This window comes from Arcicella sp. LKC2W (assembly GCF_034931005.1).
In the GTDB taxonomy this organism is placed as follows: domain Bacteria; phylum Bacteroidota; class Bacteroidia; order Cytophagales; family Spirosomataceae; genus Arcicella.
Map to the genome: position 1 here is coordinate 13,867 of NZ_JAYGIN010000012.1, position 24,955 is coordinate 38,821.

Annotated in this window: 17 protein-coding genes; 7 read left to right on the top strand and 10 right to left on the bottom strand. The window is 36.6% G+C overall.

Annotated elements, in window-relative coordinates; genetic code table 11:
- Window positions 1–7: 7 nt before the first annotated feature.
- The 4 genes from VB796_RS10935 to VB796_RS10950 form a co-directional block, all read right to left on the bottom strand.
- Complete coding sequence (locus tag VB796_RS10935; RefSeq protein WP_323346580.1) at window positions 8–1,420, bottom strand: anthranilate synthase component I family protein; 1,413 nt, start codon at window positions 1,418–1,420, stop codon at window positions 8–10.
- Between the two features lie 252 nt (window positions 1,421–1,672).
- Window positions 1,673–3,670 (bottom strand): OmpA family protein, encoded by a 1,998-nt coding sequence (locus tag VB796_RS10940; protein ID WP_323346581.1) that lies wholly within the window; start codon window positions 3,668–3,670, stop codon window positions 1,673–1,675.
- 64 nt (window positions 3,671–3,734) lie between these two features.
- On the bottom strand, window positions 3,735–3,977 hold the full coding sequence (locus VB796_RS10945) for a hypothetical protein (protein WP_323346582.1): 243 nt from the start codon (window positions 3,975–3,977) through the stop codon (window positions 3,735–3,737).
- 5 nt (window positions 3,978–3,982) lie between these two features.
- The gene (locus VB796_RS10950; RefSeq protein ID WP_323346583.1) at window positions 3,983–4,552 is read right to left on the bottom strand and encodes a hypothetical protein; all 570 of its coding nucleotides are present in this window, start codon (window positions 4,550–4,552) and stop codon (window positions 3,983–3,985) included.
- Window positions 4,553–4,797: 245 nt separating this feature from the next.
- Here VB796_RS10950 and uvrA point away from each other — a divergent pair, with 245 nt between their 5' ends.
- Window positions 4,798–7,701, top strand: coding sequence for an excinuclease ABC subunit UvrA (uvrA, locus tag VB796_RS10955; RefSeq protein ID WP_323346584.1), 2,904 nt, complete (start codon window positions 4,798–4,800; stop codon window positions 7,699–7,701).
- Window positions 7,702–8,024: 323 nt separating this feature from the next.
- Here the strand turns inward: uvrA and uxuA are convergent, their stop codons facing one another.
- A complete protein-coding gene (gene uxuA / locus VB796_RS10960) occupies window positions 8,025–9,212 on the bottom strand; it encodes a mannonate dehydratase (RefSeq protein ID WP_323346585.1) in 1,188 nt (395 codons plus the stop codon).
- A 168-nt stretch (window positions 9,213–9,380) separates the two neighbouring features.
- Here uxuA and VB796_RS10965 point away from each other — a divergent pair, with 168 nt between their 5' ends.
- The 3 genes from VB796_RS10965 (at window position 9,381) to VB796_RS10975 (ending at window position 13,123) form a co-directional block, all read left to right on the top strand.
- A complete protein-coding gene (locus VB796_RS10965; protein WP_323346586.1) occupies window positions 9,381–10,982 on the top strand; it encodes an MFS transporter in 1,602 nt (533 codons plus the stop codon).
- Between the two features lie 67 nt (window positions 10,983–11,049).
- Window positions 11,050–11,820 carry an alpha/beta hydrolase gene (locus VB796_RS10970; RefSeq protein ID WP_323346587.1) on the top strand — a complete coding sequence of 257 codons (771 nt, stop codon included), beginning with the start codon at window positions 11,050–11,052 and terminating at the stop codon, window positions 11,818–11,820.
- A gap of 214 nt (window positions 11,821–12,034) precedes the next feature.
- Window positions 12,035–13,123, top strand: a complete 1,089-nt coding sequence (locus VB796_RS10975) for a type III polyketide synthase (RefSeq protein ID WP_323346588.1) — start codon at window positions 12,035–12,037, stop codon at window positions 13,121–13,123.
- Here the strand turns inward: VB796_RS10975 and VB796_RS10980 are convergent.
- Window positions 13,120–14,676 (bottom strand): outer membrane beta-barrel protein, encoded by a 1,557-nt coding sequence (locus VB796_RS10980; RefSeq protein WP_323346589.1) that lies wholly within the window; start codon window positions 14,674–14,676, stop codon window positions 13,120–13,122. The genes VB796_RS10975 and VB796_RS10980 overlap by 4 nt on opposite strands.
- 99 nt (window positions 14,677–14,775) lie before the next feature.
- Entirely contained in the window at window positions 14,776–15,324 is a 549-nt protein-coding gene (locus tag VB796_RS10985) for a sigma-70 family RNA polymerase sigma factor (protein WP_323346590.1), read from the bottom strand.
- A 265-nt stretch (window positions 15,325–15,589) separates the two neighbouring features.
- Between VB796_RS10985 and VB796_RS10990 the strand changes: the two genes are divergently transcribed.
- Entirely contained in the window at window positions 15,590–16,249 is a 660-nt protein-coding gene (locus VB796_RS10990) for a phosphatidylserine decarboxylase family protein (RefSeq protein WP_323346591.1), read from the top strand.
- A 198-nt stretch (window positions 16,250–16,447) separates the two neighbouring features.
- Here VB796_RS10990 and VB796_RS10995 read toward each other — a convergent pair whose 3' ends face one another.
- Both VB796_RS10995 and VB796_RS11000 read right to left on the bottom strand, forming a co-directional pair.
- Window positions 16,448–17,293, bottom strand: coding sequence for a hypothetical protein (locus VB796_RS10995; RefSeq protein WP_323346592.1), 846 nt, complete (start codon window positions 17,291–17,293; stop codon window positions 16,448–16,450).
- A 301-nt stretch (window positions 17,294–17,594) separates the two neighbouring features.
- Window positions 17,595–19,004: a DEAD/DEAH box helicase gene (locus VB796_RS11000; RefSeq protein ID WP_323346593.1), complete on the bottom strand. Its 1,410-nt coding sequence runs from the start codon at window positions 19,002–19,004 to the stop codon at window positions 17,595–17,597.
- Window positions 19,005–19,199: 195 nt separating this feature from the next.
- Between VB796_RS11000 and VB796_RS11005 the strand changes: the two genes are divergently transcribed.
- Both VB796_RS11005 and ettA read left to right on the top strand, forming a co-directional pair.
- Window positions 19,200–20,156: a bifunctional helix-turn-helix transcriptional regulator/GNAT family N-acetyltransferase gene (locus VB796_RS11005; protein WP_323346594.1), complete on the top strand. Its 957-nt coding sequence runs from the start codon at window positions 19,200–19,202 to the stop codon at window positions 20,154–20,156.
- A gap of 87 nt (window positions 20,157–20,243) precedes the next feature.
- Complete coding sequence (ettA, locus tag VB796_RS11010) at window positions 20,244–21,914, top strand: energy-dependent translational throttle protein EttA (RefSeq protein ID WP_323346595.1); 1,671 nt, start codon at window positions 20,244–20,246, stop codon at window positions 21,912–21,914.
- 52 nt (window positions 21,915–21,966) lie between these two features.
- On the opposite strand, the gene VB796_RS11015 is transcribed toward ettA, so the two are convergent.
- Window positions 21,967–24,852, bottom strand: coding sequence for a S8 family serine peptidase (locus VB796_RS11015; protein WP_323346596.1), 2,886 nt, complete (start codon window positions 24,850–24,852; stop codon window positions 21,967–21,969).
- Window positions 24,853–24,955 lie beyond the last annotated feature (103 nt).

The following is a 24,955-nucleotide window of genomic DNA, read 5'->3' on the forward strand; positions in this document are numbered from 1 at the left end:
CAAAAAACTAAATCTCCACCGCCAATTCCAAAGCTTTTCTCAAAGCTCCCAATTTCAATTTTATCTCATTCATTTCCGTTTCTACCACCGATTTCGCTACGACGCCCATGCCTGCTTGATAAAAAAGTGTATTATTTTTACTCATAAAAGTACGAATGGCAATGGCATGGTTAAAATTACCGTCAAAATCCATGTAGCCAATTGCTCCGCCGTAAATGTGTCGATTTACATTTTCTAAGCGATTAATGATACTCATGGCATTGTGTTTTGGCGAACCAGAAAGCGTTCCCGCAGGGAAAGTATCTGCCACTAATTGTAACGGATTTGTTCCTGCTGTCATTTGTCCCGTTACTTTTGAAACCAAGTGAATAACGTGCGAATAAAACTGAACTTCCTTAAAAGTCTCCACTTTCACCACGTCCGAACTTCTTGATAAATCGTTTCTGGCTAAGTCCACCAACATGACATGTTCAGCAGATTCTTTGGGGTCAGCTAATAATTCACGAGCTAATTCTGCATCTTTTTCGTCGTCACCAGTACGTCTGAATGTCCCTGCAATTGGGTGAATCTCTGCCATATTTCCTTTTATCGCAATTTGCTTTTCGGGTGATGCTCCAAAGATATGATAGTTTTCATAATCATAATAAAACATATAGGGCGACGGATTTACGGAACGTAAAGCACGATAAATCTGGAAATCATCACCTTCAAATGTACGACTAAAACGGCGTGAAGGCACAATTTGGAAAACATCACCTCTTAAACAATGCTTAATACATTCGTTGATGATTACACGCATTTCGTCATCGGTGTAATTGGTGGTTTCTTCGCTGGTAAGTTTGAATGGCTTGGTTGAGTAATGTGGCAAATTCATCAAGAAATCAAGTTTCTCAAAGGGTTTTTCCGTTGATTTTTCATCGCCAAATTGATGTTCATAAATCGACATTTCATCTTTGAAATGATTGATGGCAATTACATAACGATAAACATGATAAATGATAGACGGAATTTCTGTATTTTCATTTTTATCTTGAATTTCAATATCCTCAAAATATTCAACTGCATCATAACTGATGTGTCCGAACATTCCGTTTGCCATCGGTGCATCGTTTGACTCACGAGTCCATTCAAATCTTTTGGCAAAGTTCATTAATGCCTGAACCGCATCTTTACGTTTTTCTAATTTGAATGATTCCGTTGTTCCGTCTGGAAAAGTCTGCGTAACGATGTCGTTGTTGATAATAATGCTCGCCACAGGGTCACAGGCAATGTGCGAATATCCGTGTTCTTTTCCGTGATAATCAGCACTTTCCAACATGACAGTATTCTTAAACTGATTTCTGAGTTTAAGGAATATTCCAACGGGAGTAACCGTATCGGCAAGTCGTTTTTTTGAGGTTGTTGTAACTTTAAAATTCATGTTTTTTCAATTATTGGAAAACAAAAAAGGCTTACTGGTTGAACAGTAAGCCTTTTTCTGATAAATATATCTTTATCGAAAATACACAATGGGACTGTTCAACCGACGTTTGTCAATTGCCACCACCATGCTGTATTTTTGAAATTTGTTGTCATTTTGTCGTTTTGATGTTGCAAACTTAGTGTTTAAAATTTAAAATCAAAAATTTTGTCAAAATTTATTCTTTACAATATGTCAGATTAGAAATTTGACCTACTTTACTTCCAATACTTTAAATTCTGTACGACGGTTGGCTTGGTGTTCTTCTTCTGAACATGGAACGCCGTCGGCACATTTATTTACTAATTGGCTTTCTCCGTAGCCTTTTGCCACGATACGAGCTGGTGAAATTCCTTTGGAAATGATGTAAGAAACTGCCGAATCTGCTCTTCTTTGAGATAATTTTAAGTTGTACTCAGTTGTTGCTCTTGAGTCGGTATGTGAGCCTAATTCTAATTTTATGTTTGGATTATCGACTAAAACTTGCACAATTCTATCCAATTCCGAAGACGCATCACTTCTAATGTCAGATTTATCTAAGTTATAATAAATGGGAGCGATATTGAACGTTTTTGTAATTTCTTTGCCTACTTCTGGTTTCTCCATTTTAATACTTGCATAGAAAACAGTATCTGTTTCGACTTTAGTTAATTTATCTAAAGACACCGACTTTCCAACCATCGTAAATGGTTCACGTTTGGTAAAATAGCCTTTCTTTTCAGTAACAATGGTGTACGTTTTTTCTTCCTCCATTTTCACTTTGCCAAATGTTCCTTCGCCTTTTGTATAAGCTTCTTCAATGGCTTGATTCGTGGAATTATCCAAAATGGCAACTTTTACTGAGTCGAGGGCTTTATTGTTAATGTCTGTAATATTTCCTGCTAAGAAATAACGAATAATTTTCTTTTTTGGCTCTTCTTTTTTGGCTACTACTGGCGGTACATTCTCGTACTTTTTGCCAGGTTGTGTGTTTTCATAGTAATAAATATCATCGTCACCTTTGCCAGAGTCACGATTTGATGCAAAATATCCTTTTGTTGAATCAATGGCTACTAAACCAAAATCATCAAAGCGAGAATTTAAAGGAATACCCAAATGTTCTACTTTGATTTCACCGTTTACACGAGTTGCTGAATATAAATCTAAACCACCAATGCCAGCGTGTCCGTCAGAAGAAAAGTACAATTTTCCATCTTTAGAAACATACGGAAACATTTCATCACCAGCGGTATTAATATCAGACCCCATGTTGATAGCACGCCCGAATCTTCCTGCATTATCAATATTGGCTCGGTAAATATCAATTCCTCCTTTTCCTCCCGCACGATTTGAGCCAAAATACAAGGTTTTATTGTCGGCAGAAAAAGATGGACAACCGTCCCAAGCCAAAGAATCAGAAACCGAAACCATTTCGGGTTCAGACCATTCGCCATCAATATTTCGAGAAATATACAAATCAACGTCAGGCGAAGCGTCAGAGCGTTTTCCTGTATTTCCACGAGCGAAAACCATCATCTTTCCATCTTTTGAAAACGTTGGCGTTCCTTCGTTAGCATTGTCTTTAAAAATGGTTGCACTAAAAAGCGTTGGTGTACCTGCTTCGGTTGGCGTATTTAAAGCAGCACGATACAAACCCAAAAATGGCAAACCGTTATTTTTATAGATTACGTCTTTTCGTGAAGCCGTAAAAATCAATTCATTACCTTGTGGAATGGGGGCGAATTCCGTTCCTGATGAGTTTAAACTCAAAGGTTTTACTTCAATGTAGGTTTTTTTATTGGCTAATTCTTCAACTTCTGGCAATAAATCTATTTCAGTTTGAGCTTTGTTTTTTAACTCTTTACTTGGTATTCCCGAAAGATATTTTTCTAAATTTTCGCCCGCTTCTTTGTATTTGCCTTGCATTTTTTGAGTCATGGCTAAATGATAACGCAAATCATTTTCACGACTATTGCTTGTCAATGCTTTTTCGTAATAGTCGCCTGCTTGCAAAGGGCGGTTTGATAAACGATAAGATTCTGCAATGAGATAATTGGTTTTGCCCAATTCGTATCCTGCTCCCGAAGCCTTTTGCAATTCTTTGATAGCCAATTCATATTCGCCATTATCAAATTTTTTCTGACCTTTTTTGAAGGACTGCAAGGCGGAATTACAACTATTTAATAAAATAATTGCGGACAATATTGATATAGAAGTACGCAGTTTTTGCATGAAAGTTTTGTGTTATTTTCCGAATTTTAAGGAAGCCTTCGCTCAAAGCGAAGGCTTCCTTGCTCTAATTTTTCAACAATTTATGAATTTTTCGTTTTACTAAATACGTCAAAATCAAAACAATAACCAAGATAATTAGCCCTTTATCTGTACTATTTTGGATAAATAAAATAGCATCTTTTTGCCAAGCGTAAAGCATCACGAGGATAATCAAAATTTCTACCGAAATGAACACTTGGAGAATGCCGACCGTTACCGAAAGTAACATTGGACGAAGATTATCAAATGGATTCGATTTATTATACATCGTTCTTAGAAAAAGAATCCGCCAACTCTGATAACTAATGGACTACCATAAGGAGAAAAACCTTCCTTATAAGTTAAATTATACAAAACGGATAAGTTGAATCCTCCAAAACCTATTCCTCCACCAGCTAAGGCTTGTATGTCATAACTACTTGATTGTCCGTTTGATGAGAAATAATATTTTTGAGCTTCAACCTGTAAAAATGAACCAGAGAGGATGTTTTCTAATAAATTAAGACGGTATTGACCAAATAATCTCGGACCATATTGATTCTGTGTAAAATTAAATCTACTATCTCTGTAATATTGATAATCAAGAGCTAAACCGACTATAAAATCATTTGTTACCTGATAACCAGCCATTGGTGAAACGCTAATGACAGTAGGCGAACCAAACTGTAAACCGCCAACGCCCCCACCAAATTTAAGTCTTTGACGGAAAGGTAACTCACGTACATCTTGTTCTACGTCTAAGTCTCTAACAGAACTATCTTGTTTGATAACGATTGGGTCTTGGGCGTAAGCTGTTGTGTATGAGATGATTAATAGAAATAAAAAGAAAAATAGTTTTTTCATGATTTTGGTTATTATTAGTCGTTAAAACATTTCTCAATTAACGAATGATTTCATAATTTCTTGCAAGATACGAAACATTCTTTTCTGAAAAAGTGTCATAATAAGGTAAGGACATTTCAATGTGGTAAGCCCTCATTCTTCTGAGAAAACAAAGTCAAAATTTATTATCTTTGTTAAATTCATTTATCAGTGATTTATCGGGCTAAATTATGAACCCTAAAACCGAATCACTACCCCCTAAATTCATGAACATTACTGAAATCAAGAATCAAAATTATACTTCCATAGAAGACCTCGACCCAAAGCGTTTTATCCTTATCAAAGGGGCGAGAGTAAATAATCTCAAAAATATTGATGTTGCCATTCCACGCAATAAATTGGTGGTAATCACGGGTTTATCGGGTTCGGGAAAGTCGTCTTTGGCCTTTGATACGCTCTTTGCGGAAGGACAACGTATGTACGTGGAAAGTTTGAGTTCATACACTCGTCAATTTTTGGGAAGAATGGAAAAACCCGATGTTGACTACATCAAAGGGATTTCTCCTGCCATTGCCATTGAACAAAAAGTTTCGACGAAAAACCCTCGTTCAACGGTTGGGACAACTACCGAAATTTATGATTATCTAAAACTGCTTTTCGCACGAATTGGAATAACATATTCGCCAATTTCTGGAAAAGAGGTAAGTAAAGACACGATTTCGGATGTGGTGGATTTTATTTTCACTTTAGAAGAATCGCAAAGAGTGATGATTTTGTCTCCATTATTTCTGAAACAAGAACGTAGCCTTGCGGAAGAAATGAAGGTTTTGTTACAAAAAGGTTATACCAGAATTGTTATTGACGGTGAAATAAAATTCTTGGAAGAACTTCTTGATAATAAAGAAGAATTGAAGAATCTTCCACCAATAAATCTATTCACCAATAATTATAAAATCTTGATTGACCGTGTGGCGGTTAAAAAAGAAGCAGACGGTCAGCCAGATGAAGAAACACAGTTTCGACTTTCGGATTCTGTCCAAACGGCATTTTTTGAAGGTGATGGTATCTGTTTTGTAGAAATTGTTGGGGCTGAAACAAAAGTCTTTTCCGACCGCTTTGAGGCCGACGGAATTCCTTTTGAAGAACCATCGCTGAATCTTTTTAGCTTTAATAATCCTTATGGAGCTTGTAAGCGTTGCGAAGGTTTCGGGCGTATTTTGGGGCTTGACCCTGACTTGGTCATTCCTGATAAAAGCCTTTCCGTTTACGAAGGGGCAATTGCTCCTTGGCGAACCGAAAAAATGAGCGAGTATTTGATTCCGCTTATTAAAAATGCTACCAAGTTTGACTTCCCAATTCATCGTCCTTATAAAGAATTGACAGATGTTCAAAAAGCAGTTTTATGGACTGGAAATGAATATTTTATTGGGTTAGATACTTTTTTCAAAATGTTGGAAGCCGAAACCCATAAAATTCAATTTCGGGTAATGCTTTCTCGCTATCGTGGGCGTACAAACTGCCCTGAGTGCAAAGGTTCTCGCTTACGTCAAGATGCAGGTTATGTGAAAATAGGCGGAAAATCTATCATTGAATTGGTTTTATTGCCCATTTCTGATGTGATGAATTTCTTTGAAAACTTGAAATTGCCTGATTTTCAATACGGCGTTTCTAAAAGAATTTTGCAAGAAATTGAAACTCGCTTGGAATACATGAACAAAGTTGGTTTGGGTTATTTAACGCTCAATCGTTTGGCATCTTCGCTTTCGGGTGGGGAGTTTCAACGGATAAAATTGGCTACTTCTTTGGGGAGTGCTTTGGTGGGTTCAATGTATATTTTGGACGAACCGAGCATTGGCTTGCATCCAAGAGATACTTTACGTTTGGTTTCGGTTTTGGAATCTTTGCGAGACATGGGAAATACCGTTATCGTAGTTGAACACGAAGAAGAAGTCATGCGAGCTGCCGACCAAATTATTGATATTGGGCCAGATGCAGGAAGAAATGGGGGAGAATTGGTCTTTCAAGGAAGTTTTGAAAATGCCGAGTTAGAAGCCACAATTCACAATTCACAAGGTTACGCACCCCGTTCACCTCATAATTCTCATACTATTAACTTTTTGAACGGAACGGATAAAATTGATGTGCCAAAATTCCGTAGAAAATCAACCAGTTTTATTGAGATTAAAGGAGCTTACGAAAATAATTTAAAAGACGTTTCAGTGAAATTTCCTTTGGGAATTTTGACGGTTGTTACGGGTGTGAGTGGCTCAGGGAAATCAACTTTGGTACGTAAAATTCTGTATCCTGCCATCGGAAGACATTTAGGAACTTATACCGATGAATCAGGGAAATTTACGGAAATGACGGGGAGTATCGGCAAAATTGAAGCCGTAGAAATGGTTGACCAAAATCCGATTGGGAAATCGTCACGCTCAAATCCAGTTACATACGTGAAGGCGTATGACCAAATTCGTTTGTTGTATTCTGAACAACCTGTTGCCAAATCAAGAGGCTATAAACCCGCTCATTTTTCATTTAATGTGGAGGGTGGACGTTGCGAAACTTGCCAGGGTGAAGGTTTTGTAACCATCGAAATGCAATTCATGGCGGACGTAAAGCTCAAATGTGAATCTTGCGGAGGAAAACGGTTTAAACAAGAGGTTTTGGATGTAAAGTATCACGAAAATGACATTGCGGATATTTTGGATATGACGGTGGATGATGCCATTGATTTATTCAGAAAAGACCAGCCTAAATTAGTGGAAAAATTATTGCCCTTGCAAGAAGTTGGTTTGGGTTATGTGAAATTAGGGCAATCATCTAACTCTCTTTCGGGAGGAGAAGCACAAAGGGTAAAATTGGCGAGTTTCTTGGGTAAAGGAAATCCGAATAAAGGGAAAACCTTATTCATTTTTGACGAACCGACGACAGGTTTACATTTTCACGACATCAAAAAACTCCTGAAAGCCATCAATGCTTTGGTAGAACAAGGCGATTCGGTCATTATTATTGAACACAACATGGAAGTCATCAAATCGGCTGACCATATTATCGACATCGGCCCAGAAGGCGGAGATAAAGGAGGTTTCATTACCTTTGAAGGAACACCCGAAGCAATGGTGAAAATTGAGGGAAATTATACGGCTGACTTTTTGAAAGGGAAGATATGAGACTTAGAATTTATAGCACGCCGATAACGCAGATGTAAAACAACGCAGATTTAAGGGATTTTATAAAATTATTCACTAAAAGCTGTTTTAAATTAGTTTCAGAAGAGACTTTTTATTCGTCGATGAGATTACACAGAGAACCACAGAGTTGAAAAAGAGAACCACAGAGAAAGTCAAGAGGTTTTCTCTGTGGTTCTCTTCTTTTCTTTGTGGTTCTCTGTGTAATCTCATTTTCTCAATTCTATTTTCAAACGGCTTCTAAAAAAAACCTTTAAATCAGTGTTACGAAGTATCTGCGTCATCAGCGTTCCATGAGTTATCTATTACAAACCTCTCAAAATCCCCAATTCCAAACCTCTTAATTCTGCTAATCCACGTAAGCGACCAATGGCTGTGTAACCTGGATTGGTACGTTTTTCTGGATTAAGGTCGTCCAACATTCTATGTCCATGGTCGGGGCGAAATGGTAAACGGTAATCTTTTCTTCCTGCCTCAATTCTGCTTTTTTGTTCCAAAACCAAAGCTCTCATTACGCCATACATATCTACATCACCGTCTAAGTGGTCAGCTTCGTGGAAATTTCCTTCAATATCTCTTTTCGTAGCTCTTAAATGCACAAAATTGATTCTGTTTCCCATGCGTTCAACCATGCCCACTAAATCGTTATCGGGACGTACCCCATAACTTCCTGTACAGAAACACAATCCGTTACTTGGACTTTCATAGGCTTGTAAAATTTGTTGTGCATCAGCCTCTGTACTTACTACTCGTGGAAGTCCCAAAATTGGAAAAGGAGGGTCGTCTGGGTGAATCGCCAAATTAATTCCTGCTTCTTCAGCAACTGGTGTAATTTCACGAAGGAAGTCATACAAGTTATTTCTCAATTCTTTGTCGCCAACTTCGTCGTAAGTTTTCAAAACTTGAGCAAATTCTTCTACCGTAAAACTTTCTTCACTTCCTGGTAAGCCTGCAATGATATTACGAATCAATTTATCTTTTTGAGCTTGTGATGCTTTGGCAAACCATTCGCTTGCTTTTGCTAACTGTGGTTCGGTATAATTGGCTTCGGCATTTGGTCTTTTCAAAATATAGATTTCAAAAGCGGCAAATTCTGTTGCATCAAAACGAAGAGCTGTTGAGCCGTCTGGTAAAGCGTAGTCCAAATCAGTACGAGTCCAGTCGAGAACGGGCATGAAATTATAACAAACCGTATCAATACCAGCTTTTCCCAAATTGATAAGTGATTGCTTATAATTGTCAATATATTGACGATAATTCCCCGAACGTTTTTTGATGTCTTCGTGTACAGGAACACTTTCCACAACCGAAAACTTTAAACCTGCCGCTTCAATTTCAGCCTTACGATTTTGTATCTCATCAATACCCCAAATAACACCGTTTGGAAGGTGGTGAAGGGCGGTTACAATTCCTGTTGCTCCTGCCTGACGAATATGAGCTAATGGCACTGGGTCTTTCGTCCCAAACCAACGAAAAGTTTGTTCTAAGGGCATATATGTAATTTATTACTTGTTTTATGATTATAAAAGAGAATTTTCTTTGGTTTTTACCCAAAAACCTAAAAATATATTCATTATAGATACAAAGAAGCACAAATTTTACTTTGAAAAATAGTAGATTTGGATTCAATTCTAATCAATTATCCCAAAACTTTAAATTTCATGACACAACAATCAACAAAAAGTAATCAATCAGCCCTGTACACCTTAATGACCGTTTGGTTTTTTTGGAGTTTTGTGGCTGCATCAAATGGAATATTAATACCCTTATTCAAAGAAAAATTTGCTTTAAGTCAGACCCAAGCACAATTGGTTGACTTTGCTTTTTATGCAGCATATTTTATTGGTTCAGTGCTTTATTTAATTTTCTCTCGAATTATGGGAGGGGATATTCTTAATAAAATTGGTTACAAAAATGGAATTGTCATTGGTCTTTTGATTTCGGCAATTGGAACGTTATTGTTCTATCCTGCTGCTCAAACGGCTTCTTATCCTTTATTACTTGCTGGTTTATTTATTGTTGGACTTGGGTTTTCGTTGCAACAAACTGCCACACAGCCATTTATGATTGCTTTAGGGCCTCCAGAAACAGGTGCTCAACGCATCAATTTAGGTGGTGCTGTTAATAACTTAGGTGGAACAATTGGCCCTGCTTTGGTATCTTATGCCATTTTTGGTTCAATCTCAAAAGATGCCGCAGCCAATGCTTCAATTGAAGATGTGAAATTGCCTTATTTATGTTTGGGAGCATTATTTGCTTTGATGGCTTTATTCTTTTGGCGTTCAAATTTACCACGTATCAAGAATGACGAAGACGTGCAAGTGAGTAATGTTGTAATTGGTTTGCCGATGGCATTTTTGGTAATTTGTGTAGGAGTAGCAGTTGCTTTTTCAATTGAAACGGCTATCATTTTTACCTTTATTTTAATGGTTGTTTTAATGATTGGTTACTTGGTTTATGCAGTTGTTACGAAGTCTGGAGCAATTCAAAATGCAGGTTCAGTTTTACAATATCCACAAGCTATTTTGGGTATGACTGCCATCTTTGTTTATGTAGGAGTGGAGGTAACGATTGGGTCAAATTTGGGAGAATATTTGAAGCATACTCAAAACTTAGATTCGTCTCAAATTTCTAAATATATTTCATTGTTTTGGGGAAGTATGATGATTGGTCGTTGGACGGCTTCTATCAGTAATTTCAATCCTTCAGCTTCAATGAAAAAGATTTTAACCATTGTCGTACCTTTTGTAGCTTTTGCCATTGTTTTGTTGGTAAATGCCCTTTATAGTGGAGATGTAACCGATTTATTACCGTATGCAGTTTGTATTACGGTATTGATTTTAGCATACTTTGCCAGTAATGAAAAGCCCGTTCGGTTGTTGTTACTTTTCACGGCATTGGGTGCAATTATGACGATTATCGGCGTAATGACGGAAGGGAAAGTTGCTTTATTTGCTTTGATTTCTGGTGGATTATTCTGCTCGGTTTTATGGCCAAGTATTTTCTCATTGGGAACGGCAGGTTTGGGTAAATTTACCAATCAAGGAGCAGCATTTTTAATTATGATGATTTTGGGAGGTTCAATTATTCCAGTTGTTCAAGGAAAAATTGCCGATTCATTCGGAATCCAGACTTCATATTTATTAGCGGCAGCTTGTTTTGCATATTTGTTTGTTTTTGGAATAATCGTTCAAGGAGTGCTTCGTAAACAAGGAATTGACTTTGACAAAGAAGTGGTTACTGGTGGAAAATCAGGACACTAAAATGTAAGCCGATGTTTTACATCGGAATAAAATATCATCAGTCCGATGTGAAATATCGGCTTACACCATGAACTTACACTATCAAAAAATAGGAAATGGTCAAAAAATCCTGCTCGCCTTTCATGGAATGGGGCAGGATTTTTCGTGTTTCCTGAAATTTGCCGAAACCTTTGAAAATCAATACACTACCTATTTGTTTGATTTGCCTTTTCATGGAAAAAATGAAGGTACTGAAAATAGCATGATTACGAAGGAGGTTTGGGAAAATTTCATGACTGATTTCCTACAAGAAAATGAAATCAGTCATTTCTCAGTTATCGCTTTTAGTATGGGTGGACGATTTGCCTTAGCAACCGTTGAATTTTTTTCAGAGAGAATAAAAGAACTTTACCTATTAGCCCCCGATGGCGTTTCTGAAGACCCTGTCTATACTTTAGCAACTCGATTTGGCTTTTCACGCAAGATTTTTCATACAGTATTAAAACATAATCATAAACTTTACACTCCTGCTGAAATGTTAGTAAAAGTAGGTTTGGTACATGAAAGTGTCTTGAAATTTGCCAAAATGATGGTCGATACTCCCCAAAAACAAAAGCAACTTTATCAGGCTTGGATTGGATTTTATCAGTTAAGGTTTGACATAAAAAAAATTGCCAATCTGATTAATTTACAGCATATTGAGGTAAAGATTTTTATGGGAAAATACGATAAAGTGATGCCTATTCATAAAGTTTTACCACTTTCAAAACGCATCAAACCTACTCAATTTGTCATTTTAGAAGCTACTCACGGACGATTGGTTGATAAAACTTTAAGATATTTAGGGAAAGGTAATTAGTTATTGGTAATTAGAAAATGGTTCATTGGTAAGGAGTTTATTATCAGATTCTTATGTTTTGTAGAATTGATAAATCTCTAAAAAAATATCCGTATTTGACATTTAACTGACAATATTCAAACAATAGTCGTTGTTACTTCGTATATTAAATGTTGTTAGGTGTTTAGGTTATCATCTACATTTACCTAATAACTTCATCCAATCCAAAGCTAAAATGAGTTTTATCACTGCCATCGGCACGGCTGTTCCCGAAAATTGTTTCCCCCAAATGCAAATTGCTGAGTTTATGGCTTCTGCTTTGCAAATGGACGAATACAACCAACGAAAACTCAAAGCATTGTACCGAACTACAAAAATTGCTCAACGGCATTCGGTTTTGACTGATTATGGAAAGCCTTATTCTGAATATCAATTTTATCCACAAAGCCCAGATTTAGAGCCATTTCCAACCATTTCTCAGCGAATGATTGCTTATCAAACGTTTGCTTTACCGCTATGTTTGAAGGCAATTACAAACCTCAATCAAGATATTACCCATCAAGGAATTACCCATATCATCACGGTTAGTTGTACAGGAATGTACGCTCCAGGTTTAGATATTGAAATTATTGCATTCTTGAATTTAGACACAACTATTCAACGAACCGCCATCAATTTTATGGGTTGTTATGGTGCTTTTAACGGCTTGAAAATGGCAGATACTATTTGTAAAGCTAACCCCGAAGCGAAGGTTTTGGTAGTTTGTGTTGAATTGTGTACACTTCATTTCCAGAAGAAAATGGATGAAGATTTTTTGCTTTCGAATGCTCTTTTTGCGGACGGTGCTGCTGCCGTTTTGATTGAAAGTAAAGGTCAAGAGAAAAGCCTTGAATTACGCTCTTTTTTTTGTGATTTATACTTTGAAGGAAAACAAGATATGGCTTGGAAAGTAGCAGATTTTGGTTTTGAAATGACCTTGACTTCTTATATTCCTAAATTAGTAAAAAATGGCATTAAGTCTTTGATTGATAGGTTATTGGATAAGTCTGGAATAGCGAATGATGATATTGATTTGTACGCTATGCACCCAGGAGGAAAAGCGATTTTAGAGGCGATAGAATCGTCTTTGGAAATAACCAAAGAGGACAATAAATATGCGTATGAAGTTTTAAGAGATTATGGAAATATGTCGTCGTGTACTGTTCTATTTGTCTTGAATGAAATTCTGAAAAATACGTCGGATTCAGACAAAGGTAAAAACATTTTGAGTTGTGCTTTTGGACCGGGATTGACTTTAGAATCTATGATTTTGAGGGTGAATTAGAAACTATACTTGGTTGAAAATAAAATACCACTACTATACAAATTGACAGAACCACGCCCAACACCTATTAGTGGTGTTTTGAGATAGGGTTCAGCCTGAATGGTAAGATGTTTGGTTAGTTGTTTTTCTAAACCAATTGATAGATTTAAGGTACTCCAATAATATGAGGTTTTTTCCTGCCAATCAACTGTTTTTTGAGGCCCATATTTATAATTGTACGTATATGATTCGTTTAGCATTAGATAGGACGAAATGCCAGCACTTACAAACCAAGTTTGTTTAGCGTGCTGAAAAGAATTAAAGCGTAAATTCAGTGGAATATCAATCATTTTGCAACCTCCATCAACTTCCAGAGGCTTTGATGGGTGATACTTTTGCCAAGTATTTGCCCAACTATGATAATAGTCAAATTCTCCACCATATTTTTTGCTCGAATACGTAAGACCTGTTTGCAAAATCCATTTTTTACTAAGATGATATTCAAATAAAAGCCCCAAAGAGCTGCTTAATGCCGATGTCTCTAACTTTTCAATAGAGTTAATATCAGGAGATAGAGCTAATCTTACTCCAAAACGAGCCATCTTGGGTGTTGGTTTTGGTCTGGGAAGACTATCAATAAAAGGTGGTAAGTCAATTGGTAAAGCTGTCAAAAGTGATTTGGTTTTTTTGCTCGCTAAATCATCAATTCCGAAGAAATTTGTTCGAGTAAACACTTCTTCTATTTCAGTTTTTTGAGGAATTATGTTAAGGGTTTCAAGACCAATATTTTCACTTTTATTTGAGGTAATTAACTTATGAAATTGGTTTTTATGAGATGATTCTTGCTTGTTTTTAGCTTTTCCCTGATTCTTGAAATTGTTTTTTACATTTTCTGTTTCAGAATAACTTTCGATTGATTTTGAAGAAAATACTGGACTGTTCGTTAAATTATCCATCGTTGAAGTTTCTTCTTTTACTGTTTTTACAGATTTCGTTTCTGACGAAGTTTTGATTTTTTCGGTATTCCTATTTTCTGTAAATATTTGTAATTGTTTGTCATTTTGAGTCGTAGTCTCTTCTTTTATTGCTAAATTCTTTTCTAATAAATCACTATCATTATTATTCACTTTCGTCTGAGATGACTGCGTATTCTTCTCATTACCTTGTTTTAAGTTTGAAGTATTGCGATTTTTTGAGGATTCAATATTTTTATTTTCAGTAGTTGCTGAAGATAGATTTTTCTTATCTTCTTTATTTTTTTCAGAAGATTCAGACGATAATTTATTTGACTGATTATTGATATTGTTTGTAATTGTGTGGTTAGGCGTGTTTATTTCAGTTTTTCTATTCACAAAATAATATACCATTCCCACCCCAACTAATAATAGAAGGGCAAGCGGCAACAATCTCCTTTTGGTAATACTTTTGGGAGTAACAACTTCGGGTTGATTGTCAATTTTATGTCTCAGTTTGTCGAATGCCGACGAATCAAACGGGATTTCTACCTTATCAGAGGCTTCTCTGAAAAGGTCGTCCAGTTCATCATCGGGTATATCCCACCACTTATCTGACATTTTGTTGATAATTGTCGTCTGACAATTGTTATTAGTGATACTGAATGATAATTGAGTGATTTGTGGTAGAGTAAAAAGTACCTAATACGAAGCATACAATTAAACTTTACTTAAAATTTCTCTTAGATTTATTCTGGCTCTTGCCAAGTTTGACTTAGATGTTCCAACTGAAATACTCAACATTTCAGCGATTTCTTCGTGCGAATAACCATCAATAGCAAATAAGCTAAAAACAGTTCGGTAAGCAGGCGATAGTTTTTGAACAAATCCTAAGAGTTCTTCATAGGATACATCAGATGAAGCATCCGTATTGTCGGTCAAATGATACTCGCCTTCCTGTATATCGTCATGATTATAATGTTTATGATTGTGTCGATAATAATCCAACGCCGTATTTACCATTATTTTCCTTAGCCAATTTTTAAAAGACTTTGTTAAATCTACCTTGTCAGCATTATTAAAAATCTTTATAAACCCATCATTTACAATCTCGATAGCTTCGTCGTGAGTGCGTGTATAGCGTAAACAAACACTCATAGCATAGCCATAGAACTGCTTATAAAGCAATTCCTGACACTTGGGATTACCAATTAGGCATCCGTCAAGCAGGTCTTTGAGTGTATGATTTCGGTCTATGGTAATGGGCATTTTGATGGCATTGCTGCGAAAAAATATTTCTCAAACGTTAAAGCTATCAATGTATTTAACAAGTACGAACGTTTGATTTATTGAGTTGCGTAGCGATACTATCTTTTCTAAAAAAAACAAAAATAATGTTTTCAAAGATGAATTTCTCAATACCAAATCTATTTGCATTCCATTTTAATTATGCCCTACTGCTGAATCCGCTGAGCTAATTCTCAAAATCCAGAGATTTTCTGTAACTTTGCAAATCAAACATTCCCTAAAAACAATGACAATCCATAGAGAAAGCAAAGGAACTATCTTGGTTACTACTATTTTTTTGATAGTTTTGAATAGTGCAATTGCCTATTTTTTCCCTGATAATGATACACTTCGTAAAATTTTCGTAGTTCTTAGTGTTATTTTAGCAATAATTGTGCTTCAATTTTTCCGTGTTCCAAAACGTACTACGGTTCAGAATCCCAAACATATTATTGCTCCTGCCGATGGTAAAGTGGTTGTAATTGAGGAAGTTGTAGAAACAGAATATTTCAAAGGTCCACGTCGTCAGGTATCGATTTTTATGTCACCAATCAATGTGCATATCAATTTCAACCCAATTTCTGGAATTGTTTCTTATTTCAAATATCACCCAGGAAAGTTCTTGGTAGCTTGGCATCCAAAGTCGAGTACAGACAATGAAAGAACGACTATCGTGACCAAACACGCCAATGGAACAGAGGTTCTTTTCCGTCAAATTGCAGGTGCTTTGGCTCGTAGAATTTGCTGGTATGTGAAGGAAGGACAAGCTGTTGAGCAAGGAAAAGAGTTCGGTTTTATCAAATTTGGTTCAAGAATTGATATTTTCTTGCCTTTAGATGCGAAAATTTTAGTAAATCTTGAAGATAGACCTGTGGGTGGAGAAACTGTTATTGCTGAATTAGCGTAGTTTATTTAATGATTTGTGAATGACTGAGTTGTGATTTAACAATTCATGAGTATAAAAATGGGGTAAAAAGTATCAAAACTTTTTACCCCATTTTCTTTTACATTAAGATTAAAAGATTGGTGGATTTTAGGATTGATATTAAGTGAAACCTTTTGTCTTAAAATCTATTAATCCAAAAAATCGTGGTGCAGACCAACATTACATATCCACCATTTCCACTACAATTTTCCAAGAATCCTTCGCTTCTTGCTTCCAAATTCTTACATAATTTCCTAATTTTCCTGCTCCTGAAATTACTCCGTAAACACAAACTAAGTCGCCCGCACTGGAAGAAATTGCTTTCAAACCTGTGTAAACAATATTTTTATCGTAAGACTTTTTCAAAAAAGCTTTTCCTAATTCCTTACCGATGATTGGCTTCTGATTTTTGCGGTAAATTCTTACGTTTTGGGCAAGATGTGGCTCAAATGGATTAAGTGATGATTTGGCATTTTTCCAATAAAAATGGTCATTCATAAAAACCATTCGTTCGGCTAAAACCATTTGATTTTTGAGTTCCGTTGGTTTAAATGTTGGATACAATTCTGTGGTATTCTCTGCATTCATTTCTGGATTTGAAAGACCTGCATCAATTGCAACTTTCCATGAATTATCCATTTGTTTTTTCCAAAGCGTAACAAAACTCCCGAATGAAACAGGTTTATCAGTCGCCAATTCATTATGAAATTGCCAATTGCCAACCGTATAAGCCAAATCCATCGAACCCGAAATTTCAGCTACGGTTGGTTGCCAAGTGATAATGCCTTTGAAATCCGTTTTTTGCCAATGTTCTAAACCATTTGTAGGCATTCCTTTTTCAAAAACGATAGATTCTTTCGTCAAAAATTCCAAGAAAGCATTTTTTGTGCCTTTGTCGATAGACATTTGGGCAAAAGCTTTTTCCGTTTTAGTGACTTCTTGTAACGCATCTTTTTGTTTTGCGTCTTGAGCAAAAATCACACTTGGAAATAAGCAGATGAAAAGGAATATATTTTTTAAAGTCATAAGAATTTGTAGTGGCTAATAGCATTAGCCTGTTTTAATTCGTGATTAAGCTAATGCTATGAGCTGAATTGGTTAGTTAAATTGTACTCATATTAGTGTTAACTATTGCAACAAAATGCTTTGCTAAAACGAAACGTTTAAAATTCTATGTTTTCTATCCTACCTCAATGTTAATAAAATAAACCATGTAGAGAAGATAGAACACATAGATTTACAGGGATTGTGAAATCATTAATTGGGTACAATATAACTAACCAGTTCAATTAGCCACTACAATAAATTAACTAAATCACCACTAAACTTATTGTCGTCCTTTTCTACTATTTCCACCTTTTTTTGCACCTCTGTTTTTCCTTTCTCCGCTACTACTTGATGATTTGCCAAAAGTCCCTTTTCGAGATTCTTTTCCGCCTGCAATAATCTGTTTTTTATTTTTTACCTCTTTCTCTTTTGCTTTTACTTTGAAGTCCTTTTTCTCATGGAAAGCACCTTTAAAAGTGGGGTCTTCACGTTTGCGTTGTTCGTCAATTTCACGAAGCATGATTTGTTGCTCAATAAATGGCGTTTGTAAAACGTCTAAATCAGCAGGAAGTGGCTCACGTGGAATGGTCATTTTGATGATTTTCTCAATTTTTCCGATGTGATATTCTTCCGCCTCGGTCATAAAAGTGATGGCTTCTCCTGTTTGATTTGCTCGTCCAGTACGACCAATTCTGTGAACATAGTCTTCATAAATCAGTGGAACATCAAAGTTGATTACGTGGCTAACCATCTGAATATCAATGCCTCTTGAAGCTACATCAGTTGCAACTAATACTTGGATATTACCTTCTTTGAAATCTTCCATTGAATTGATACGAGTATTTTGCCCTTTGTTTGCATGAATCACCCGAATCTTATTTTCACCAACGACTTTTCGTCCTAAAAACTTAAAAATATTATCGGCATATTCCTTACTTCTACAAAAAATAATCGTTCGATTAAATCGCTCGTGGTCACGCATGAGCATTCCCAAAAGATTAATTTTTGTCATGAAATTGGGTACTTGATACAAACTTTGTTTTACCATACTGGCGGTGGTAGCTTGGGGCGAAACTTCAACTTTATGTGGAAATTCCAAAAACTCATGCGAGAGGTTTTCAACACGTAAAGGAAAGGTTGCTGAAAACAACAAATTCTGGCGTTTTTTAGAAGGAATTACTTCTAAAATCTTCCGAATCTGTGGCATAAAGCCCATATCCATCATTTTGTCGGCTTCGTCCAAAATGAGGGTTTTTAGTTCTTTTACGCCAATTTCCCCTTTGAGATAAATATCCATGAATCGCCCTGGTGTTGCTACAATTATATCAATACCTTTTTGGAGCGTTTCTATTTGTGTTTTTGGTCCCAAACCGCCGTATAAAGCCACGTGGCGTAGGTCGGTATATTTGGCTAAAGCCTTGATTGCCTCATCAATTTGCATCACCAACTCACGAGTAGGAGCGAGAATCAACACTCGCATATCCGTTCCTTGTGCGTATTTGACCTTCATCAAAATAGGGAGGAGGTAAGCGGCAGTTTTGCCCGTACCCGTCTGTGCAATACCCAACACATCATGCCCTCCCAAAACTAAGGGAATGGCTTGTTCTTGAATTGGCGTAGGTGATTGATAACCAGCCTCTTCGATGGCGTTTAGTAATTGTCTGTTGAGTTCAAAATCCTCGAAAGTCATAAATTTTATTCGCTTAATTTAACCACAAAGGTACGGAAAAAACCTCAGTCCCGTTTGAATGGTTTTGATTATGAAGTAACACAGGATTTGGCGACATCATTCAAAATAGGCTTGTCTTAATTTTTAGGTATGAAATTTTTTAAGTAGAAAATTATTTATAAATTTACATAACTGATTATATAACTAATGAAATATATGGATTTTTTCAATCAAACTGGCAAAATGGTTTTGGGTAGTAGGCTTCGCCGATTGAGCGAGCAAATAACTGAAAATGCCTTACAGGTCTATAAACTATACGATATTGATTTTCAACCTAAATGGTTTCCTGTGTTTTATGTTTTGTCGAAAGGGCAAGAAAAAACGATTACAGACATTGCCGAAGAAATTGGTCATTCTCAGCCTTCCGTAAGTAAAATTATTTCTGAAATGGTAAAGGTGGGTTTGATATTGGAGACAAAAGATAAAAAAGATGGACGTAAAAATATGGTTAGTCTTTCTGCCGAAGGAATTGCTATTACAGAAAAAATAGAACATCAATATTTGGATGTTACCAGTGCCATAGAAGAAACTTTTGCCCAAACAACGCACGATTTATGGAAAGCAATTGAAGAATGGGAATATCTTTTGAATCAAAAAACGTTGCTTCGTAGAGTTCAAGAACAGAAAAAAATAAGAGAATCAAAAGACGTTCAGCTTGTTGATTATGAAGCGAAATATCTCAATGCTTTTCGTTCATTAAACATAGAATGGATTGCTCAGTATTTCAAAATGGAAGAAGCTGACTATAAAGCTTTGGATAATCCAAAGGAGTACATTCTTGAAAAAGGAGGACATATTTTAGTTGCTCTGTATAAAAATGAACCCGTAGGAGTATGTGCTTTGATTAAAATGGACGACCACGAATACGATTATGAATTGGCAAAAATGGCGGTTTCTCCTACCGTACAAGGAAAAAATATTGGTTTTTTATTAGGGCAAGCCATTATCGAAAAGGCAAAATTCTTAGGAGCTTCCAAAATTTATTTAGAGAGCAATACCATCTTAAAACCTGCCATTAATCTTTATCAAAAATTGGGTTTCCAAAAAGTGGTAGGACATTCTACTCCTTATGAACGTTGCAATATTCAAATGGGACTGAGTTTAAATAATTAGTTATTTTCTCTGGCTTTGATTCTTCCCAAAATTTGGGGTACATTAATGTTTGTACTATCTTTGAACTACACAAATATTTAAAATCAAATGAGTCAAGAAACCATCATATTTTCGATGGAGCGTGTTTCTAAAACCGTTCCACCTCAAAAACAAATCTTAAAAAATATTTACCTGTCTTTCTTCTACGGAGCAAAAATTGGTGTGTTGGGTTTGAACGGTTCGGGTAAATCGTCACTTTTACGCATCATCGCAGGTAAAGACAAAAGCTATACGGGTGATATTGTATTTTCGCAGGGATATTCTGTGGGAATGTTGGAACAAGAACCAGAACTTGACCCAACAAAAACGGTAAGAGAAATTGTAGAAGAAGGCGTTGCGGAAGTGGTTGCTTTGTTGAAAGAATTTGATGAAATCAACGAAGCTTTTGGCGACCCAGATGCAGATTTTGATAAACTATTAGAACGTCAAGGAACTGTTCAAGAGAAACTTGACCATCATAATGCTTGGGAACTGGATACTCGTTTGGAGCGTGCAATGGATGCTTTGCGTTGTCCTCCGTCCGACCAAAATGTAGCCAATCTTTCGGGTGGTGAAAAACGTCGTGTGGCTCTTTGTCGCTTATTGTTGCAAGAACCAGACGTACTTTTATTGGATGAACCTACCAACCACTTGGATGCCGAGTCGGTACTTTGGTTAGAAGAACATTTACGTCAATACAAAGGAACGGTGATTGCCGTAACCCACGATAGATACTTTTTGGATAACGTAGCAGGTTGGATTTTAGAATTGGATAGAGGCGAAGGTATTCCGTGGAAAGGAAATTATTCTTCATGGTTGGAGCAGAAACAAAATCGTTTAGCGAAAGAAGAAAAGACTGAATCACGTCGTCAGAAAACGTTACAACGAGAATTGGAATGGGTGAGAATGTCGCCAAAAGCTCGTCAGTCGAAATCAAAAGCTCGTTTAGAGGCTTATGATAAATTGATGTCGGAAGAAAACCGTCAGAAAGAAGATAAATTAGAATTGTTTATTCCAGCAGGGCCAAGATTAGGAAATAAAGTAATTGAGGTACAAGGAGTTACTAAAGCTTACGGAGATAAATTATTATTTGAAAACCTGAATTTCTCATTACCTCCTGCGGGAATTGTGGGAATTGTGGGGCCAAATGGTGCGGGTAAATCGACGCTTTTCAAACTCATTACGGGGCAAGTTCAACCCGATGCAGGAACATTTGAAGTCGGTGAAACCGTACAAATGGCGTATGTTGACCAAGAACATAATCAATTAGCGGCTGATAAATCGGTCTTTGAATTGGTTTCGGGCGGAACAGAAATGACGCTTTTGGGTGGGCGACAAGTGAATGCTCGTGCGTATGTGAGTAAATTCAATTTTAACGGAGCCGACCAAGAAAAGAAAATTGGTAATCTATCGGGTGGAGAAAGAAACCGTGTGCATTTAGCGATGATGTTGAAAGAAGGGGCAAACCTTTTGCTTTTAGATGAACCTACCAACGACTTGGACGTAAACACGCTCCGTGCTTTAGAAGAAGCTTTAGAAAACTTTGGTGGTTGTGCCGTTGTTATTTCCCATGATAGATGGTTTTTGGATAGAATTGCCACGCATATTTTAGCGTTTGAAGGTGATTCGCAAGTTTATTGGTTTGAAGGTAATTTCTCTGATTACGAAGAAAACCGTAGAAAACGTTTGGGTAACGATGCCACGCCAAAACGTATTCGTTATAAGAAATTGGGTGATTAGGAATCATATAAAAATAGCCAAAGTTTTAACGTTGGCTATTTTTATATCGTATTTATTCTCCCCGAATAAACTTCTTCACCAAAACCCTTTCTCCATCAATAATTCTCACAAAATACATTCCTGTGGATAGACTTTTTACGTTAATTTCTTTCGTAAAGGTATTCTCTTGTATTTTTTCTAATTTATCAGATAAGATATTCATTCCTAATGGGTTAATGATTTCTATCGAAGGTTCAGTCGAGAGGTTTTGTTTCGATGAATACTGAATTTTTAACCACTCATTTGTTGGATTGGGTGAGAGTGTTAGGGCTTCGAGGTCGGCATCTTGCATGAAGTCATCAAAAGTCATTACTCTTGCATTATTTATTTTTACGAACTCCACGGCACCAGATGTCGAGGTACATTTTCCCAAAGTCATTTGAACAGTATATTTTCCTGCTTGGCTTGTATTTACGCTTGCTTGAGTTGCATTTGGAATTTTCACGCCATCTTTAAACCATTGAAAAGTATAGGGTAAATTGTCCGTTACAACTGCCTGAATGATTGTTGAACGCCCACTGATAAGTAAATACCTTCCTGTGGAAGGTTTAGTTACAATACTACTTCCCAAGCTTGTAGTTGTGAATGGGAGCGAAGTAGCCGTACAGCTATTTTGTGTTGTTTTTATGGTATAATTTCCCGTTTCTGAGATATTTAATGTTGCGTTTGTTGCTTTTGAAATGTTTGTATTATTGCGTAACCATTGATATTTGATGCCTGTACCCGTAAGGTTTTTTACGCTTAGATTAATGTTGGCATTACAAATATTAGAGCCATTATCTGAGGATATAATTGGCGTTTGGGCATTTTCCACAATCATAGCAGGTGATGTTGCCGAACATTTTCCTTGCGTAATAGTGACCGTATAGTTTCCTGCCACCTTTGGATGATAAGAATTGGCATTGGATAAAGGAATTTTTTGTCCATTCCAACTCCAAACATAAGAAAGGTTTGTTCCAGAATTGGTTAATAATTTTACAGCACCTTTACACAATGAAGTATTACCTGCGGAGGCAATTGAGGCTGAAAGTTGACAAGGTGTACTGCTTACTCCGCTGATAATCAGGGCATAATATTGAATGTCACCTTTTAGTAATGAGCCTTTATGATTGACGGTAATAGTATAAATTTTGCCAATTACTGGTTTTTCAATATAGATTTGCTCAATATTATCTCTAAAATTATCGCCTTGTGTTGCTCCCAGACTCGGTGCATCGGGATTCAAAACCCAAGGGTAACTTATTGTCGTTCCATCACTTATTCTAATATCTAAATCATTGATTAACTTAGGTTTACGATTGTTAAGATTTATAGCTTTGGCTTCTGTTGCGGTTGCTTCGGGGTCTGTCCAACAAATAGTAGCCGTAATTGGACTTTTTCCAGAAGCAATCACTTGAACGGTATTTGTAGAATTTTGATATAAAAGACTTTCAGAAATAAAATGATTTTGGTCTTTGTTATCAATGATTTGAGCTGCTCTTTCAGTATTTAAAAGTCCCCAACCAAATTGATAATCAGGGCCTTGTGTTGTTCCTGCTTCATTAGCAGAATGTAAAGCCAAACCTTTCAAAGTAGAAGAACGCATCGTAAATCCGTAGTTTTTACGAGCGTAAAATTCTTGTAAAAGCAACAAAGAACCCGCAACATTTGGTGCGGCTACCGACGTGCCACTTAGTGTTGTATAAGCATCGTCACTGTTGGAAGAGGCTGACAAAATCCCATCGCCTGTACCCACAATATCGGGTTTTATTCGTCCGTCGTCGGTTGGCCCCCAACTACTATATGCCGACATTTTGATGTCCGTCGGTTTGGTTGGCACAACATCGCCCCCATCAATTGCTCCAACGGTAATGATATTTTTCGCATTTCCATCCATCGGAATGGTATCAAAACTGTCATTTTTATTTCTCGAAACGGTACTTTTTACATTCGTATTTCTGAAATAATAGGGCGTTCCTGCGGGAGGGCCATTTTCTGTTCGTTTATTATCTGCCGATTTCACGATGAGATAATAAGGAGCATTGTATGCAATTTTATCAATGTCGCTTGATTTTTTATCATAAAATCCAAAACGATAATCCTCTGTTTTTGAGATAGTTGTGTCTCCCCACCATTCCCATTTTAGATTGTCGTCTCTAAAAACAATACCGTTGCGGTCGGGATTAAAAACCCATCCCGCCAAAACGCCATAAGAATGATTTGAAACCAATAGACTTTTAGCAGCAAAAGCCATTTCTGAAACATCATCGCCAAAGTCCCACACTTTCAAGCTACCACCATAAGCCATGCCCCGTGCTTGTTTATTTACGCCCGTCCCGATAAGAATACCCGCAAGATGGGTTGTGTGTTCGTTTAAATACGGAGGTGAATCAACTTGGGTTATTCTGCTAAAACCTAATTCTTGGTGAGTGCTTCTGACCAATCCGCCATCCCAAAGCCCTAATTTATTTTTGACTACCGAAGTTGCACCACTCAAACTTACGCCCAAACTTCCGCCTGCGTAAAGTGAATTTGTCCGAGTACAAGCGGAGGGTGAAATTTGTCCGTGTGTGATATAATAAATGGGGTTTTCAGCATCGTCAATTCCCTGCAAAGCCATTGTTCTGCCATCGGATAATGTTTTCTGCAAAGTCCAATTATTTTTTGTTGCCAAAAGTAAAGTTTTATTGAAATTGCTTTTGGCATCAGATTTGAGGACTTTTGTCAATTTGCGAAGAGCCTTCTCTGATTTTTTTTCGGAAGTTGAAATAAGTGATTTTTCAAACGATGTTGCTTCGTTTGATGATTGGGCTACAATGTCAGAAAGATTGATTAGCACTAAAAAAGAGGCGAAAATCACGGCTTTTTTCCTAAAAGAATCTTTAATCCATGAACAATCCTTTGGCGGAAAGATATTCATTTCTATTTGATTTAGATTTTAAAATACTTGTCCCGTATTTATAGCAAAAAATGTGCCTTAGTAGCTTATTTTGAAGAGTTTATTGCGTGAACGGTATTTGTCA